Here is a 16,187-nt window from a genome sequence, read left to right as displayed (position 1 = left end):
ATTCACCTCTGCCTTTATGTTTTGGGATTATTCTCCGGGATAACTTAAATTCCATTGTGCACGAAGTGTATCCATAAGCTCCAGCATCTGCCGCGTTTTCGAAAGAGGATGGATCTCACTCTCAGTTTTTCCGGCGGCAATACAGCTCATAGCCTCCTCAATTTCAAACTTAAAACCCTCTTTGTCGGGAAACGGAAACCTCAGGGTTTCCAGCTCTTCACCAAAGCGGCAGATTTCAAATTCGACCGGATGAAAAAAACAGGGCACACGGACAAAGCCCGAATCTCCGGCAATAACCGCCTCAACCGGCGCACTGGATGTGAATGACGAACTGAGCTGCGCAAAACGTCCGCCGGAATACGTCAGTTGATAGAACGACCGATCATCCACGCCGGTCCTACCTATAAAGACATCGCTTTTGACCGTTTCCGGCAGATCACCGCCCATGACGAGATCGGCAAAAGTAATCGGATAAATGCCCAGATCAAGCAGCGACCCGCCGGCCAGATCGCGGTTCCACAGCCGTCCGTCTTTCGGAAATGCCCGTCCTCCGATGTGGAAATCGGCCCGAACTGAACGGACATCCCCAATCACGCCTTCCTTCAGCAGCCGTTGAAGCTCCCGGATCCCCGGAATAAAACGCGTCCACATCGCCTCCATCAGAAAAAGGCCGTTCGCCGCGGCCAGCTCCGCCAGTTCACCGGCCTGCCGCGCATTCAGCGTCATCGGTTTTTCGCAGAGCACATGTTTCCCGTGCTCAAGGCAGAGCTTTACATTTTCATAATGGAAATTGTGCGTGGTGGCCACATAGACCGCATCCACCCGGGGATCGACTACCAGTGCGCTGTAATCCGTATAGGCCGTCGTCCCTCCGTGTTTTTCAATGAACGCCTCCGCTTTGCCCGGCGTGCGCGAGGCCCCGGCATAAAGTTCGCCCCCCGGCAGTACGGCCAGCCCATCGGCAAACTTGTTCGCAATCCCTCCACAACCGATAATTCCCCAGTATATTTTTTTCATACTGTTCCTCACTTAAGTTAGCGTACACTTATCCTAATCCCTGGAAAGATGAAATCCGTCATCGCAGAAAACACCCCGAATCCCGGCAGCCGTTCTATTCTTTTCCTGAACGCTGCATTTCGGCAAAATGGATATTGTAGAAGAGGTTTTCGATTTCCTGCTCGATATTGATGTTATGAATCAGAATATCGTCGTCACTTTTCAATGCAATCGGTGCAAAATTAATCACTCCGCAACAGCATGTTTTTTTCAGGGTTTCCACCATGCTCTGTGCCGAAGGTTCGGGCACGGTCAGCGCCGCAACTTTAATTTTATTGGCGTCAATGAATTCACGAATACGTTTGATATGAAAAATCGGAATGGGTGCTTCTGCATCAAGAACCCGCGGATCGGAATCAAAACCCGCCGCCACCCGGATGCCCACCCTTGGAAATCCGTTATGATTCATCAGGGCCTGACCCAGTTTTCCGCAACCGATAATCACAATCTTCTGTTTTTTATCCTTTCCGAGCAGCACATTGAGCCGGGCCACAATGTCGTCAATCCGATATCCCCCGCGCTTGTTTCCCGTAATATTAAACATGGAAAAATCTTTCCGGACCAGCGAGGCCGACACACCGCAGGCATCGGCCAGATTATCGGAAAACACCTTCACCAGACCCAGCGCCTTCATCTTACGCATCACATTACGGTATTTAGCGAGCCGCCGAATAACTTCCTGATTCCCAATCATTGGAAACTCCATTTATTGTTATTCATATAACTTTAACCAACATTTATATGACTTGTTTTTGTAATTAATATTACCGAAACATTGTATAAACAACGTCAAAGCCGTTTTTTTTATTTACCTACTACCTATCAGTCTTTATTGCTCAAGCCTTTCGAAAGAATACGGCGGCGCTCTTGAGATGGGGTCTCAAAAAGCGTCACGGACCGGGGGGTTCAAGCCGGGGCTGACAACCGGGGAAAACAGCCGCAGGCTGGCATCGGGACCAGCCAGGGGAAGATCATTTTAACGTACGAACAGACGCTACTGGAGGGTAGAGACTATGACCGCTACTGCTGAAGAAAAAATGCTCACACCGGCCATCGACGCTTTCATTGAAAAGTGGAAGAAAAAACCGGGTAATCTGATTATGATTCTGCACCGGGTTCAGGAGGAGTTCGGCTACATTCCGCGTCAGGCGGCCTTCGAAGTGGCGGACGCTCTCAACATTCCGGTGGCCAAAATCTACGGAGTCATCACCTTCTATCATTTCTTTAAACTCACCAAACCCGGCAGAAACCAGATTGCAGTCTGCATGGGTACTGCCTGCTATCTCAAAGGCGGCGAAGATCTGATCAAAGAATGCGAGCGTATTCTCGGCGTCGGCCTCAACTCCGTCACCGAAGACGGCGAGTTCTCGGTGGAAGCGGTCCGCTGCATCGGCTGCTGCGGCCTCGCCCCGGTGCTCACGGTTAACGGCGAAGTCTTCGGTGATGTCGACACCAAGGACATGAAAAAGATCATCGACCAGTTTGAAGGAAAGTAAACAATGCATGCCACCCTCTGCGATCTGATCACCGATCTGGTGCAGAACGCGTTCGAGGCCGGCGCAAGTGAAATAACCCTTAAGGTCGAGGAGACGGACACCCATTTAAAGATCGTTATTCAGGACAACGGAAAAGGAATGAATGCGAAAACGCTGGCCAAAGCCAAAGATCCGTTCTGGTCGGACGGCAAACACCGGCATCGCAAAGTGGGCCTCGGCCTCCCCTTCCTGTTCCAGACGGCGGAAATGACAGGTGGATCGGCGGAGATCGAATCAGAAGAAGGTACCGGTACTACGGTGACCTGCAACCTCGATCCCCGGAACGTGGATCTTCCAGCGTTCGGCAGCTTCACCCCGGCCGCCGTTTCCCTGATGACTTACGGATTTGAAGGAAATCTGACCATAGAACACCGCAGGAACGAAAAACACTACTCAGTGAGCAGAAACGATCTCGTCGACGCCCTGGGCAACCTGAATACCTCGGAAAATATGGCCCTGCTCAAACAGTTTATACAAAGCAACGAAGAGGAACTCCGATAGGACTTTTTCAACGAAAGGTGGGAACAATGGCTAAAATGACACTCGATGAACTGCGCAGTCTGCGCGATTCAAAAAAGAAAGAGATGACCCAGCGCGACGGGGATAAAAATGCGCAGATTGTCATCGGAATGGGTACCTGCGGCATTGCGGCCGGAGCCAAGGAGGCATTCGATGCCTTCCTTGACGAACTCGAAAAACATAATGTGAATGACACCCGGATCACACAGACCGGCTGCATGGGGCTCTGCTTTTCCGAACCGACCGTAGAGGTTGCGGTTCCGGGTATGCCGCGCGTCATATACGGCAATGTCGATCCGGACGTCGCCCGCCGCATCGTTAACGAACATATCATCGGCAAATCGCTGGTTTCGGATCATATCTTCGACAAACCGGCACAGGACATCATCGATGGGGGACTGAATAACCATGGCATTTAAAAACTATATTCTCGTCTGCGCCGGAACGGCCTGTGAATCCAGCAAAGGCGTCGCACTCTATGAAGCGCTCGAAAAGGAACTCAAGGCCCAGGGCGTCGAAACCGAAGCCCAGCTCGTGAAAACCGGATGTTTCGGATTCTGCGAACAGGGCCCGATCGTTAAAATCCTGCCCGACGAATCCTTCTACGTTAAAGTCGGCCCGGAACACGCCAAACAGATTGTGGCGGAACACATTATTAAAGGGCGTCAGGTTAAGGAACTGCTCTACGACAAAAATCAGGCGTCCGGAACCAGCTCTGCCAATATAGATTTCTACCAGAAACAGCAGCGCATCGTCCTGCGTAACTGCGGCGTCATCAATCCGGAATATATCGATGAATATATTGCCCGCGATGGCTATGCCGCACTGGAAAAAGTCATCTTCGACATGACTCCGGACCAGGTCATTCAGGAACTGAAGGATGCCGGACTGCGCGGCCGCGGCGGTGCCGGGTTCCCAACCGGTATGAAATGGAGCTTCACCAAAGACGCCCCCGGCGATCAGAAATATGTCGTCTGTAACGCCGACGAAGGCGATCCCGGCGCATACATGGACCGTTCCACCTGCGAAGGCGACCCCCACTCCGTACTCGAAGCCATGACGATTGCCGGCCACACTGTCGGAGCCAACCAGGGTTTTATTTACATCCGCGCCGAATATCCGCTGGCCATTGAACGCCTCGAAAACGCCATTGCTCAGGCCCGCGAATACGGTCTGCTCGGTGAAAACATCCTTGGCTCAGACTTCAGCTTCGACATTGAGCTGCGCCTCGGTGCCGGTGCCTTTGTCTGCGGCGAAGAAACCGCCCTGCTCGCCTCCATCGAAGGCAAGCGCGGCATGCCGATTCCGCGCCCGCCCTTCCCGGCCGTCAAAGGTCTCTGGGGCAAACCGACCGTCATCAACAACGTCGAAACCTGGGCCAACATTCCGATGATCATCCTCAAAGGATCCAAGTGGTTCAACAGTATCGGCACCGAAACCTCAAAAGGAACCAAGGTATTTGCCCTCACCGGTAAAATCAACAATTCCGGACTGATCGAAGTCCCGATGGGCACCACGCTGCGCGAAATCATTTATGATATCGGCGGCGGCATCAAAGGCGGTAAAAAATTCAAAGCGGCCCAGACCGGCGGACCGTCCGGCGGTGTGATCACTGCCGACTATCTTGACACACCGATCGACTATGAAAGCCTCATGAGCATCGGCTCCATGATGGGCTCCGGCGGTATGATTGTGATGGACGAAGACGACTGCATGATCGACGTCACTAAATTCTACCTCGAATTCACCGTTGATGAATCCTGTGGCAAATGCGCCCCCTGCCGTATCGGCGGACGCACCAACTACAACATTCTCGACAAGATCTCCAAAGGTCAGGGCGAAATGGAGGATCTCGACAAGCTCAAAGAGCTGGCCCAGGCCATGCGCAAAGCGTCGCTCTGCGGCCTCGGACAGACCGCTCCGAACCCGATCATGTCGACCATAAATTATTTTGAGGAGGAATACCTCGAACACATCAACGACAAAAAGTGCCGCGCCGGCAAATGTAAAGATCTGATGTCCTACACCATCGATGCCGAAAAATGTATCGGTTGCACTGCCTGCGCCCGCGTCTGTCCGGTCGGCTGTATCAGCGGAGAAGTAAAAAGCCCGCATATCATCGACCAGGAACAGTGTATCAAATGCGGCCAGTGTTTCGAAAAATGTAAATTTGACGCCATCCTGAAGGGATAAGGAGATAAAAATGTCTATGATTGAAGCTGAAATCAATGGAATCCCCGTAAGCGTCCCCGAAGGCACCACCATCCTGGATGCAGCCAAAGAAGTGGGCGTGCAGATTCCGAAACTCTGTTACCATTCCGACCTCGACGCCTGGGCCGCCTGCGGCATCTGCGTGGTCAAAGTGGAAGGTTCACCGAAAATGCTCCGCGCCTGCGCCACAGCCATTGCCCCGGGAATGAAAGTGCTGACCCACGATCCGGAAGTGGTGGAAGTCCGCCGCACGGTCCTGGAACTGATCCTCTCCACCCACCCGAATGACTGCCTCCAGTGCGGCCGCTCCGGCAACTGCGAACTGCAGACCCTTGCCGCAGATTTCGGTATTCGCGAAATTCCGTTTGAAAAACGGGTTGAACATATCGAGCCGGACACCTCGACAACGTCCATCGTGCTGAACCCGGAAAAATGTATCAAATGCGGCCGTTGCGTACTGGTCTGCCAGGAAATGCAGGGAGTTTATGCCCTGGAGTTTATCGGCCGCGGCGACGGAACCCGACTTGCTCCGGCGGCGGATGTGAATCTCGAGGAGTCCCCGTGCATCAAGTGCGGCCAGTGCTCTGCACATTGCCCGGTCGGTGCCATCTACGAAAAAGACGAAACCAAAATGGTCTGGAACGAAATCAAGAAGCACGAGAAACACTGCGTGGTCCAGGTGGCCCCGGCCGTACGCGTCGCCATCGGCGAAGCTTTCGGTATGGAACCCGGCGAGCTGGCGACCGGTCAGCTCTATGCAGCTCTGCGGCGTCTCGGTTTTGATGCTGTATTTGACACCAACTTCTCGGCCGACCTCACGATTCTTGAAGAAGGTACCGAGTTTGTAAAACGTTTCACCGAAGGCGGCGAACTTCCGCAGCTCACCTCCTGCTGTCCGGCCTGGACCGACTACATGGAAAAATTCGCCACCGACTTTATCCCGAACTTCTCCTCGGCAAAATCGCCTCAGCAGATGCTCGGCGCCATGGCCAAGACCTACTATGCTGAAAAAGCGGAAATCGAGGCCAAAGACATGTTCGTGGTTTCCATTATGCCCTGCACGGCCAAAAAATTCGAAGTCGGCCGGGATGACAATATGAACTCCACCGGATTCCAGGATGTGGATGTGGCACTCACCACCCGCGAACTGGCCCGGATGATCAAACAGGCCGGCATCGACTTCCGGTCTCTGCCGGAAGAAAAGGCAGACAGCCTGCTCGGCACCTACTCCGGTGCCGGTACGATCTTCGGTGTAACCGGCGGGGTTATGGAAGCCGCATTGCGGTCCGCTTATTACCTGATTACGAAGGAGGACCTCGCCGACGTAAACTTCATGGAATGCCGCGGTCTCGAAGGCGTAAAGGAAGCCGAAATCGACATTAAAGGCACCAAGGTCCGCATCGCTATTGCTCACCAGATGGGCAACATCGAAGCCGTTCTCAACCGTGTCCGCGAAGCCAAAGCCAACGGCGAGCCTCCCCCATGGCACTTCATCGAAGTTATGGCCTGCCGCGGCGGTTGCATCGGCGGCGGCGGTCAGCCGCACGGCGCGACCGACGAAATCCGGTTGCAGCGTACTCAGGGTATCTATACCGACGATGAAAAATCAGCCGTCCGCTGCTCGCATCACAACCCGGAAATCACCCGCATTTACGAAGATTTCCTCGGTGAACCCTGCAGCCACAAGGCGCATGAACTGCTCCACACCGGCTACATTGAACGCGCGGTCTATAAAAAATAGTCTCCCGCTTCCAACAATCAGTCAGATGGATCGTACGTGTGCGATCCCTGAAAACCGTCCCTTACGGGGCGGTTTTTTTGTGCCTGCGCCTTGCTTTCTTCAAAGAGGCAACTAGACTGCACTAAATCGAATACATGCGGATTATAATTACGCCTATGAATTACAAAACTCTTTTTTTGTCGGCTATTGCAGCGTCTACTTTGACCGTCCGGCCTATCTATGGGCAGGGACTTCCTCCTGCCGCACCGCCTTCCATGCGGCCTGTACCGGGCGCTTCAACGACCTCGGCAAAACCTCTCCCGACGGCAGAAACCGCGCCGGCCGTTCAACCTGCGCAAAGCCCCGTTCGGGTGGCTCCCGGACTGGAAAACGCAATGTACAATTTTGCGTTTGAGGGAGCTCCGCTGGAAGTCGTAATGGAGGAATACTGTCGCTGGACGGACAAAATCTACCTCAAAACCGATGCCGTTAAGGCCAATATCACATTGCGTTCTGAAAAGAAAATCCCTGTTTCCGAAGCCATTAAGGTGGTTGAAGCCATTCTGGCTATGAACAACATCGCCCTTGTGCCCATGGGTGATAAATATGTGAAAGTGGTCCAGGCCACGGCCGGCGATCTGACCGGACAGGGACTGAATATCCAGATGGACCCGAACACTCCTCTGGGTTCCAGCAGTGAATTTGTTACGCGAATCGTCACCCTCCGGAATGTGGAAATCAAGGAGGTTCAGGCTGCCGTTCAGCATGTCATGCATGCATATGGAAAAATCATGGCGCTGCAACGGAGCAACAGTCTGATGATCACGGATACCGAAGCCAATATCAAACGGGCCCTCGAAATTATCGAATTCATCGACCAGGCCTCCGTTCAGCCGGAATCACGTATTTATCAGATTCAGCATGCGGAAGCACAGGAAATTGCCAGCAAGCTCACCGAAATCATCGATGCAGCCCAAAGCGACGAGGCCAAAACGACCTCAACAACAACCGGCAACCGCTATGCGCGGACTCCGCCCGGTGTCATCCGCGCCGGGGCGGCCAACAACCGTAACGCGGCGGCGGCACCCACTCAGGCCTCAATCGGGCAGACCGAAGGCGGTTCCACCACGATCATACAGGGCGAAGTAAAAGTTCTTGCGGACGAGCGAACCAACATCATCATCGTCTTCTCCCAGCCCGAAAACTTTCATTTCTTCGATGAAATTATCAAAGTCCTCGATATCGAAGTAGAACCGGCTACCACTTTTGAAGTCATTCATCTCGAATATGCCGATGCCTCCGACCTCTCCGGAACCATCAATGATCTGATCGGCGCGGCCGGCGGAAGTTCCCGCAGTTCCTCCTCTTCAGGTTCCCGCAGCTCCGGCACATCCCGTACATCAAACGCAAGATCCACCTCCGGCAGTTCACGCACCTCCGTTACCCCGAATGCCGCTCCGGCAGGCGCCCCTTCCATCGAAAATCTGAATCGGCTTTCCGAGGATACCAAGGTGCTGGCCGACGAACGTTCCAACGCCATTCTTATTATGGGCAGCAAAGGCGATATTGCTGTTATTAAACAACTGATCAGCGAACTCGATATCATGCTTGAACAGGTGATTATTGAAGCCGCCATTTTTGAAATCGGCCTCACCGACAGCCTCCGTCACGGAATCGACTGGCTCTATCAGGCTTCCGATAACAATAAAGTCGGCGCATGGGACGGCAGCTCGCTCGTCAGTACCAACGGCCTCGGAACTGTTGCTGCCGGCGCACTGACCTATTATCAGAACATTACCGGCATTGATACCAAGACGGCCATCAACCTGGCGGCGACCGATAACGATGCCCGTCTGCTGGCTACACCGGTTATTATGACAACCGATAACACCGAAGCCACGCTGAGCATCGGCGAACAGCGCCCGGTGGTAACATCGACCTCCACCTATAACAACAGTGCCGGTACAACGAGTTCAAACTATGAATATAAAGACATCGGTATCCAGCTTACGGTCACACCGCGGATTAATCCGCAGCGCTTTGTCGTGATGGAACTCACGCAGCAGGCCGACCAGATCGGCGGCAGCGTGACGATTGACGGCAACGATGTGCCGGTCATTCTCAATCGGGAATTCGGTGCTTCCATTGCGGTACCGGACGGCGGAACCGTTGCTCTCGGCGGTCTGATCCAGACTGAAGTGAGCGATGATGTCACCAAAATTCCGTTGCTGGGCGATATCCCGTTCCTCGGACGCTACCTGTTCAGCTCCGTCAGCAAATCGGAAACACAGCGCGAACTTGTCGTGCTCATGACCCCCTACGTAATTGACGATGTCGCCGCGATGACGGATCAGACTGAACGCCTTTATAAAGGGACCAGTCTGCGTCAGAAAGACTGGAAAGGTTCGTGGTCCGAAAGTGAACTGCGTTATATTGAAGATCCGCTGAAAGAAGGAGAAATCAGGCAGCAACCCGAACAGCCGGAACAGGCTGCCCCCTCAGCAACGTCTGAAGAAATACAGGCTCTGATGGATGAAATGACCCAGCAGGGACTCCAATAACAACGTCGATGCGACGCATTCATTTCATAGGTATCGGCGGGGTCGGCATGAACGGCCTCGCCCAGCTTTCCGCACAATACGGATATTGCGTAACCGGCTCTGATCGTGCTTATTCTTCCGCCTCCCGCATTTTCCGCTGTTTGGAACAGATCGGTATCCGGCTTTATCCACAGGATGGCTCGGCCCTCACAGAAAAAACCGATGCTGTTGTTTACAGTACCGCAATCGAACCCGGAAATCCTGACCTGCAACAGGCCGGGAAGTTAAAAATTCCGATCCTCCACCGCTCCGAATTTCTTAAAGAACTCATTGGCGACAACAAACTGATCGCCGTCGCCGGAACAGCCGGAAAAACCACAACGACCGGCATGCTCGGCTGGATTTTTGAAAGCCTCGGGCTGGATCCAACAGTTTACAACGGCGCGGCGCTGCTTAACTGGAAAACAGGTACCATCCCAGGAAATATCCGGAAAGGAAATGCCGGTCTATGGATCATCGAAGCCGATGAATCAGACAAATCGCTCCTCAACTTCCACCCCGACCATTCCATCATCACCAATATTTCGCGCGACCATTATGAACTGGATGAACTCAACGCCATGTTCAACCGCTTCGAGGAGCAGACTTCAGGAACCACCCTTCGCGGAACCGGACGGCGGATCCCGGTTCCCACCCTTGGAAAGCACGACGAGGAAAATGCCGGCTGCGCCTTCGAACTCTGTTTGGCACTCGGTATGGACGAAACTGCGGTCCGCCAGGCACTTTCAACATTCAAGGGTATTGAACGGCGGCTCGAAATTATAGGAAAAACCGATGGAATTACGGTGATCGATGATTATGCCCACAATGCGGCAAAAATATCGGCCGCACTTTCAGCTGCGGTATCAGCCTACGGAACGGTGCATGTATTCTGGCGGCCGCACGGTTTCGGTCCGCTGGCTCAGGGACTCAGCGATTTTGCCGCAGTATTTTCGAATCATTGGAAAAAAAACGGCGGCTCCATTTTTATCCTGCCGGTCTATTATGCGGGCGGAACCGTTACCCGTTCCGTTACATCGACAGATCTGGTGGAACGGCTCAATTCGGCTGGCGTTCCGGCCGAGGCTGTGCCAGATTATCCCGCTCTTAAACGACGGCTCGAAGAGGTTGCCGAAGCGGGAACCGCCATTCTCGGTATGGGTGCGCGTGATCCGCAGCTTCCTCTTTTTGCCCGACATCTGGTGGAAGCATGGAAAACGTCCTGACAATTGAAAGCCTGAAAAATCCACGGGTAAAAACCGTTGTAAAACTGCGTAAAGCCAAACACCGAAAAGAGCTGAAGCAGACCGTCGTGGAAGGCTTCCGGGAAATCTGCAGGGCATTTGAAAGCGGATGGAAATTCACCGAACTCTATTTCTGCCCCGAACTCTATCTGGCAACGGACGAGGATTTGCTGGTTGAACAGATCCGTCAGGCCGGCATTCCCGTTTTCCAATGTTCTGAAACCGCATTCCGGAAAATGTCGTACCGCGATACCCCGGACGGACTGATGGCCCTCTCCCCGCTCGTGGGAAAAACACTCGACGAACTGACGCTTCCTGAAAATCCCCTGATTCTGATTGCTGAGGATCTGGAAAAACCGGGAAACCTGGGTACGATTCTGCGTACCGCCGATGCCACCGGCGTTGATGCGGTCATCGCCTGCGATCATAAAACCGACCTGAACAACCCCAATGTAATCCGCGCCAGTATTGGAACCATTTTCTTTATGCCGGTGGCCGAAGCTTCTTCGGAGGAAATGTTCGAATGGCTGAAAAAGAAAAACATACAATCTCTGGCCGCAGTGCCGGATGCCGAGACGGAATATACCGAAATCGACATGCGCGGCGGAACGGCGGTGGTGGTCGGCGCGGAAGATGAAGGATTGACGGAGCAATGGATTCAGAAGGCCGACCACGCGGTATCGATTCCAATGCTTGGAAAAAATGATTCTCTTAATGTCTCCACAGCAGCCGCTGTTCTTCTTTACGAAGCGGTTCGCCAACGCCGAACGGGCTTATAAACCACAATTTTTCTATTTCTGAATAATAACTTTGGAAATAATTCAACGCTTATCTATTCCCCGTGTCATACAACGCAAAGTATTATCTGCGCATGTTTAGGAAAATAAGAATTTATTGACGCATAATTTCTATTGCACAAGAAAAGAATTAAATTATGATACAAGATTATCACGAAAGGAGATAGTACAATGGCTACTAATCCAGCAGGAAAAGGAACAAAAACCATCGGTATCAACATGAAAATGGAGATGGCACAGGAGCTGGAGCGGCGCGCGGCGTCGATGCAGCTTTCAACGGGTGCATACTGCAAAATCATCCTGGGGGAATGGATTCGTTCCGGCAAGAAGCTCAAGCTTCAGGAAAACTGATACGTCTGCACAGCAGAACAGCTGGAAAAACCGGTATTTCAAAGGATACCGGTTTTTCTTTTTTCTGAACTCAAAGTTCTGCACCCTGTACGGATGCAGAAGAAAAATCAGTTTTCAATCATTGGAACGGGCGCAGTGGGCGGCTACTACGGCGGTCTACTTCAGCGTGCCGGATTCGACGTTCATTTTCTTGTTCATTCTGACTATGATCAGGTGAAAAACCATGGACTCAGGGTGGATTCCGTGAACGGCAGTTTTGAGCTTCCCGAGGTACATGCCTATAACGACCCCGCAGACCTGCCGCCCTGCAATGTGGTGATTATTGCGCTGAAAGCCACGGCCAACGCGGCGTTGCAGCAGATTCTGCCCCACGTGGTCGGAGAACACACTTTGGTGCTGACTCTGCAGAACGGACTCGGCAGCGAAGAGGATATCGCGCAAATCGTCGGCAACGAACGCATTCTGGGCGGTCTCTGTTTCCTCTGTTCAAACAAAGTGGCCCCCGGACATATCAACCACCTTGATTACGGCATGATTACACTCGGTGAATACCGGGCCGACGGAGCGCCGGGCGGGATTACCCCCGGTTGACAGAGGTTGACGCAGACCTTCGCTCAGCGGGTATTTCCACTCAGCCTGTTGCCGACCTAGCCCTCGCCCGCTGGAAAAAGCTGATCTGGAATATTCCCTTCAACGGCATGTCGGTGGCCTGCAACTGTCTGACCGACGAGCTGGTGAATGATCCCGAAAAACGACGGATCTGCGAAAAACTGATGCATGAAACCGCTGCGGCGGCCCAGGCGGTATGTCGGCCCATTGAGCCGGAATTCATGGTCAAAATGATGCAGAATACTGAAAAAATGAAACCCTATGCCCCCAGCATGAAACTGGACTTCGACCGGGGTAATCCCATGGAAATCGAAGCCATTTACGGGAACCCGATCCGCGCCGCTGAAGCGGCCGGTATTGATATGCCGGAAACCCGCAAACTCTATGAAGAACTGAAAACGCTGAATCCCGTTGTTTAGACGGTGTTGCAATTTGTGCACGGATATTGGATAACCTCGCGCACATTTGCGTGAGGTTTTTTATGATTAACCTGGAACATTCAGAACACCGTGTTATCGCAGTCCATACGATCAATGACGATCTGTTTGAACTGCTGGTGGAGCGTAACGGTATGGAGTTCACGCCCGGCGACTGCGTGGCGGTTTATACCGAACAGGATCAGTCGCGCCCGTACTCTATTGCCTCGGGATCGGATCAGGACATACTGCGTTTTCTGATCCGCGAAATGGATGGCGGCGAGGTCTCTCCCTGGCTGCGGAAACGGAAACCCGGTGAGATGGTCCGGATTACCCCGCCGTTCGGCTGGTTCCGGCCCGGCCAGGAGATCGGCAACCACCCGTTTGTTTTTCTGGCCACCGGAACCGGCATTGCGCCGTTCATCGCTTATATGGAAACATTCAACCACCCCCCGGCAGCGATACTTTACGGTGTGCGACGCACAGCCGATGCTTTCGGTTTTTCCAGACTTCGGACCTTCTGCCCTGAAACCCGGCTGGCGGTTTCGCGCGAGGCGTCGTCGGAACATCATCACGGCCGTCTGACTGATCTGCTGCCGGATCTTCCAAGGACTGAAAACATGCACTACTACAGCTGCGGCCTCGAAAGCATGGTCAATGATACCGCGGCCTGGCTGCAGGAAAACGGAATTCCTCTTTCGCAGATCCACCGCGAAGTCTTCTTTCACGGTTAGGTCGACTTCAGCTAAAGTGAACCCCTGATAAAACGGAGCGTGTCATGATTGATAAAGAACGGGCCATGGAACACCTGATGGATCTGCTTGCGGTTGAAGGGCCGACTGGACAGGAAACCGAAGTGGTCAAGGCCATTACGGAAAAACTGCTGGCGGCCGGTTGCAGAAAAGCCTGGATTAAAACCGATGATGCCCACAAACGACTGGGCGACGGTTTTGAAACCGGCAACCTGATTGTAAAACTGCCGGGTACGGCAAATGCACCGCGGATTATGTTTTCAGCCCACATGGATACCGTTCCGCTCTGCAAAGGCTCCGTACCGGTTGTCAAAGGCAACCGCATCGTGGCTAAAGGCAATACCGGCCTGGGCGGAGATGATCGCTCCGGTTGTGCGGCCATCGTAACCCTGTGCGAAACGCTGCTGAAAAACCGCCTCCCCCACCCGCCGACCACCTTTCTTTTTCCGATTGCCGAGGAAAACGGCCTGCACGGCTCACGCATGGTGCGTTTCTCGGATCTCGGGGAACCTGAAATGGGTTTTAATCTGGACGGACAGTTTCCAAATGAAATCGTTATCGGCGCCATGAGCGCTGTGCGCTGGACGGCGGAAATTACCGGCATTTCCACCCACGCCGGACTCGAACCCGAAAAGGGCATTTCTGCCGGACTGATCGCTTCGAAGGCCATCGCTCGTATTGCAGAGAAGGGATATTTCGGCAGAATTGTGAAAGGCAGCCGAACCGGCACGTCGAATCTGGGAACGATTCAGGGCGGTGAGGCGAATAACCAGGTGATGGATCGCTGTATCCTGACCGGCGAGTGCCGCAGCCACAGCCCTGCCTTTCTGAAACAGATTATCAGCGTTTACAGAGAGAACTTTGAAAAAGCGGCCGAAAGCGTAACCAACGAGCAGGGAAAGTGCGGGCGGATCAAGTGGTCGGTTCTTTCGGATTACAACGCCTTCAAACTGAAAAAATCCGAACCCTGCGTACAGATTGCCTCCCAGGCCGTAAAACAGGCCGGTCTGGAACCGCAGCCGCTGATCATGGACGCCGGACTGGATGCCAATAATTTTAACGAAAAAGGACTCCCGACCGTCACCCTCGGCACCGGTTCGCATAAATTCCATCAGGTGGAGGAATATGTGGACATCCAGGAATACCTCTCGGTCTGTAATGTGCTGCTGCAGATTGCGGCACTTTCAGCAAACCGCGAATAACAGGTAATAAAAACCAGTGCATGTTTGTCTTTATATCATCCCGTCAAATTGGGATGATTCCGGTGGTCTTTATGAAGCATGCTCACAAATCCAAATCGGGACTTACTTTAGTCGAAGTCCTGCTGGCCCTGGTGATCCTCAGCGTCGGCGTTTCGGCACTGATGACCGCGATGTCGCAGTGCCTTTCCGTAGTTCGAACGGCGCGTAACCGCGATGTGGCCCGCGGTCTGATTCAGCAGATTGATATGCTTTATCCGATTGAAGAAGTCGATGTGGAAGAAATGACCGAAGAAGGCGAATTTGAAGACGTGGAGGGCTATACCTGGTTCCGTGAAATTAAGTTTTTCGATGAAGAGGAGCGCCCCGGCCTTTTTCTCGAAACCCTGCGGGTGACCTGGTCGGAAAAAGGCCGCGCCGCTTTTGAAGAAATCACCATGTTCCGTTATGCCCCGAACGCCGAAGTGGTTACCAGCCAGACCAACTGAAACCAGAACAGTGAAACCGGAAATCATCCATCTGAATAAATGCCGAGGGTTCACCCTGTTGGAATTACTGGTGGCGCTGACGCTGCTGGTGATTGCCATGTCCATCGCCTTTCAGGCCTTCAGCGGCACCGTACGTGGCTGGAAACGCGGAATTGAGGTGATGGATGGAATCAAACATGGCGACTTCGCCATGCAGCAGATCAAAGCCGCCCTGAACTCAACCATCTATTTTTTCAACCCTCGGAAAACCTATGCGTTTACTTTCGAAAAAGATTCCTCGGGCGGTCTGCCGGCGGACTCCATCAGCTTTGTAACTTCCAGCGGAGCGATGATGCCCTACGATTCACCCTTTGCCCGCGGACCGCACCGGCTCAGAATATATATCGACGAGGAATCCGGGGCTCCAGCTCTGTTTGCAACAGCAATGCCGGCGGTTCCCGATGTTGAAGACGAAGAAAGTGAATTTGACGCCGAACCGATTCTGGTCTCCTCAGCCGTACAGGGATTGGAAATCCTGGTCTGGGATTTTGAAAATGAGGAATGGACCGAAGAATGGGAAAAGGAGAACTCCGTACCGGAGCGGATTCAGATCACCGTTTATGTCGCCTCCGACGATGAAGATGAAGATCCCATACCTTTCATGCGTGTACTGGAAATCCCCGTGGCGGAATCGGTACAGGATAAAATCACAGGTCCATCCCTGAAATAGTC

15 protein-coding genes and 1 pseudogene are annotated in these 16,187 nt (G+C 53.1%); 14 read left to right on the top strand and 2 right to left on the bottom strand.

Features of this window, described 5'->3' with window-relative positions:
• Positions 1-27: 27 nt before the first annotated feature.
• Positions 28-1,017, bottom strand: a complete 990-nt coding sequence (locus EGM51_01955) for a Gfo/Idh/MocA family oxidoreductase (protein ID QBG46225.1) — start codon at positions 1,015-1,017, stop codon at positions 28-30.
• 94 nt (positions 1,018-1,111) lie between these two features.
• Positions 1,112-1,762, bottom strand: coding sequence for a redox-sensing transcriptional repressor Rex (locus tag EGM51_01950; protein QBG46224.1), 651 nt, complete (start codon positions 1,760-1,762; stop codon positions 1,112-1,114).
• A 307-nt stretch (positions 1,763-2,069) separates the two neighbouring features.
• Here EGM51_01950 and EGM51_01945 point away from each other — a divergent pair, with 307 nt between their 5' ends.
• The 14 genes and pseudogenes from EGM51_01945 (at position 2,070) to EGM51_01880 (ending at position 16,185) form a co-directional block, all read left to right on the top strand.
• Positions 2,070-2,552: an NAD(P)H-dependent oxidoreductase subunit E gene (locus tag EGM51_01945; protein QBG46223.1), complete on the top strand. Its 483-nt coding sequence runs from the start codon at positions 2,070-2,072 to the stop codon at positions 2,550-2,552.
• A 3-nt stretch (positions 2,553-2,555) separates the two neighbouring features.
• Positions 2,556-3,092 carry an ATP-binding protein gene (locus EGM51_01940; GenBank protein ID QBG46222.1) on the top strand — a complete coding sequence of 179 codons (537 nt, stop codon included), beginning with the start codon at positions 2,556-2,558 and terminating at the stop codon, positions 3,090-3,092.
• Between the two features lie 26 nt (positions 3,093-3,118).
• Positions 3,119-3,529 carry a (2Fe-2S) ferredoxin domain-containing protein gene (locus tag EGM51_01935; protein QBG46221.1) on the top strand — a complete coding sequence of 137 codons (411 nt, stop codon included), beginning with the start codon at positions 3,119-3,121 and terminating at the stop codon, positions 3,527-3,529.
• On the top strand, positions 3,519-5,303 hold the full coding sequence (gene nuoF / locus EGM51_01930) for an NADH-quinone oxidoreductase subunit NuoF (GenBank protein QBG46220.1): 1,785 nt from the start codon (positions 3,519-3,521) through the stop codon (positions 5,301-5,303). Before EGM51_01935 ends, nuoF begins: the two co-directional genes overlap by 11 nt.
• A gap of 10 nt (positions 5,304-5,313) precedes the next feature.
• Positions 5,314-7,062, top strand: a complete 1,749-nt coding sequence (locus EGM51_01925; GenBank protein QBG46219.1) for a 2Fe-2S iron-sulfur cluster binding domain-containing protein — start codon at positions 5,314-5,316, stop codon at positions 7,060-7,062.
• A 134-nt stretch (positions 7,063-7,196) separates the two neighbouring features.
• A complete protein-coding gene (gspD, locus tag EGM51_01920) occupies positions 7,197-9,602 on the top strand; it encodes a type II secretion system protein GspD (GenBank protein ID QBG46218.1) in 2,406 nt (801 codons plus the stop codon).
• Positions 9,603-9,610: 8 nt separating this feature from the next.
• Positions 9,611-10,846: a hypothetical protein gene (locus tag EGM51_01915; protein QBG46217.1), complete on the top strand. Its 1,236-nt coding sequence runs from the start codon at positions 9,611-9,613 to the stop codon at positions 10,844-10,846.
• Entirely contained in the window at positions 10,831-11,643 is an 813-nt protein-coding gene (locus EGM51_01910) for an RNA methyltransferase (protein ID QBG46216.1), read from the top strand. The genes EGM51_01915 and EGM51_01910 overlap by 16 nt, the downstream gene beginning before the upstream one ends.
• Positions 11,644-11,832: 189 nt before the next feature.
• A complete protein-coding gene (locus EGM51_01905; protein QBG46215.1) occupies positions 11,833-12,012 on the top strand; it encodes a hypothetical protein in 180 nt (59 codons plus the stop codon).
• Positions 12,013-12,105: 93 nt separating this feature from the next.
• Positions 12,106-13,040 (top strand): annotated as a pseudogene (locus tag EGM51_01900) (putative 2-dehydropantoate 2-reductase).
• 62 nt (positions 13,041-13,102) lie between these two features.
• The gene (locus tag EGM51_01895; protein ID QBG46214.1) at positions 13,103-13,771 is read left to right on the top strand and encodes a hypothetical protein; all 669 of its coding nucleotides are present in this window, start codon (positions 13,103-13,105) and stop codon (positions 13,769-13,771) included.
• A 44-nt stretch (positions 13,772-13,815) separates the two neighbouring features.
• Positions 13,816-14,991: a M20/M25/M40 family metallo-hydrolase gene (locus EGM51_01890; GenBank protein ID QBG46213.1), complete on the top strand. Its 1,176-nt coding sequence runs from the start codon at positions 13,816-13,818 to the stop codon at positions 14,989-14,991.
• A gap of 20 nt (positions 14,992-15,011) precedes the next feature.
• Entirely contained in the window at positions 15,012-15,476 is a 465-nt protein-coding gene (locus EGM51_01885; protein ID QBG46212.1) for a prepilin-type N-terminal cleavage/methylation domain-containing protein, read from the top strand.
• On the top strand, positions 15,436-16,185 hold the full coding sequence (locus EGM51_01880) for a prepilin-type N-terminal cleavage/methylation domain-containing protein (protein QBG46211.1): 750 nt from the start codon (positions 15,436-15,438) through the stop codon (positions 16,183-16,185). Before EGM51_01885 ends, EGM51_01880 begins: the two co-directional genes overlap by 41 nt.
• Positions 16,186-16,187 lie beyond the last annotated feature (2 nt).

The sequence above is a fragment of the Verrucomicrobia bacterium S94 genome (assembly GCA_004299845.1).
GTDB lineage: Bacteria > Verrucomicrobiota > Kiritimatiellia > Kiritimatiellales > Pontiellaceae > Pontiella.
Note: the sequence above shows the minus strand (reverse complement) of the source record. Positions and strands in the feature narration are given on the sequence as shown.

Excerpts from the sequence above, each read along its gene's own strand:
- gspD (QBG46218.1), top strand. The coding sequence starts at position 7,197 with ATGCGGATTATAATTACGCCTATGAATTACAAAACTCTTTTTTTGTCG.
- EGM51_01940 (QBG46222.1), top strand. The coding sequence starts at position 2,556 with ATGCATGCCACCCTCTGCGATCTGATCACCGATCTGGTGCAGAACGCG.
- EGM51_01935 (QBG46221.1), top strand. The coding sequence starts at position 3,119 with ATGGCTAAAATGACACTCGATGAACTGCGCAGTCTGCGCGATTCAAAA.
- EGM51_01945 (QBG46223.1), top strand. The coding sequence starts at position 2,070 with ATGACCGCTACTGCTGAAGAAAAAATGCTCACACCGGCCATCGACGCT.
- EGM51_01915 (QBG46217.1), top strand. The coding sequence starts at position 9,611 with ATGCGACGCATTCATTTCATAGGTATCGGCGGGGTCGGCATGAACGGC.
- EGM51_01895 (QBG46214.1), top strand. The coding sequence starts at position 13,103 with ATGATTAACCTGGAACATTCAGAACACCGTGTTATCGCAGTCCATACG.
- EGM51_01880 (QBG46211.1), top strand. The coding sequence starts at position 15,436 with ATGCCCCGAACGCCGAAGTGGTTACCAGCCAGACCAACTGAAACCAGA.
- nuoF (QBG46220.1), top strand. The coding sequence starts at position 3,519 with ATGGCATTTAAAAACTATATTCTCGTCTGCGCCGGAACGGCCTGTGAA.
- EGM51_01955 (QBG46225.1), bottom strand. The coding sequence starts at position 1,017 with ATGAAAAAAATATACTGGGGAATTATCGGTTGTGGAGGGATTGCGAAC.
- EGM51_01910 (QBG46216.1), top strand. The coding sequence starts at position 10,831 with ATGGAAAACGTCCTGACAATTGAAAGCCTGAAAAATCCACGGGTAAAA.
- EGM51_01885 (QBG46212.1), top strand. The coding sequence starts at position 15,012 with ATGTTTGTCTTTATATCATCCCGTCAAATTGGGATGATTCCGGTGGTC.
- EGM51_01950 (QBG46224.1), bottom strand. The coding sequence starts at position 1,762 with ATGGAGTTTCCAATGATTGGGAATCAGGAAGTTATTCGGCGGCTCGCT.
- EGM51_01905 (QBG46215.1), top strand. The coding sequence starts at position 11,833 with ATGGCTACTAATCCAGCAGGAAAAGGAACAAAAACCATCGGTATCAAC.
- EGM51_01890 (QBG46213.1), top strand. The coding sequence starts at position 13,816 with ATGATTGATAAAGAACGGGCCATGGAACACCTGATGGATCTGCTTGCG.
- EGM51_01925 (QBG46219.1), top strand. The coding sequence starts at position 5,314 with ATGTCTATGATTGAAGCTGAAATCAATGGAATCCCCGTAAGCGTCCCC.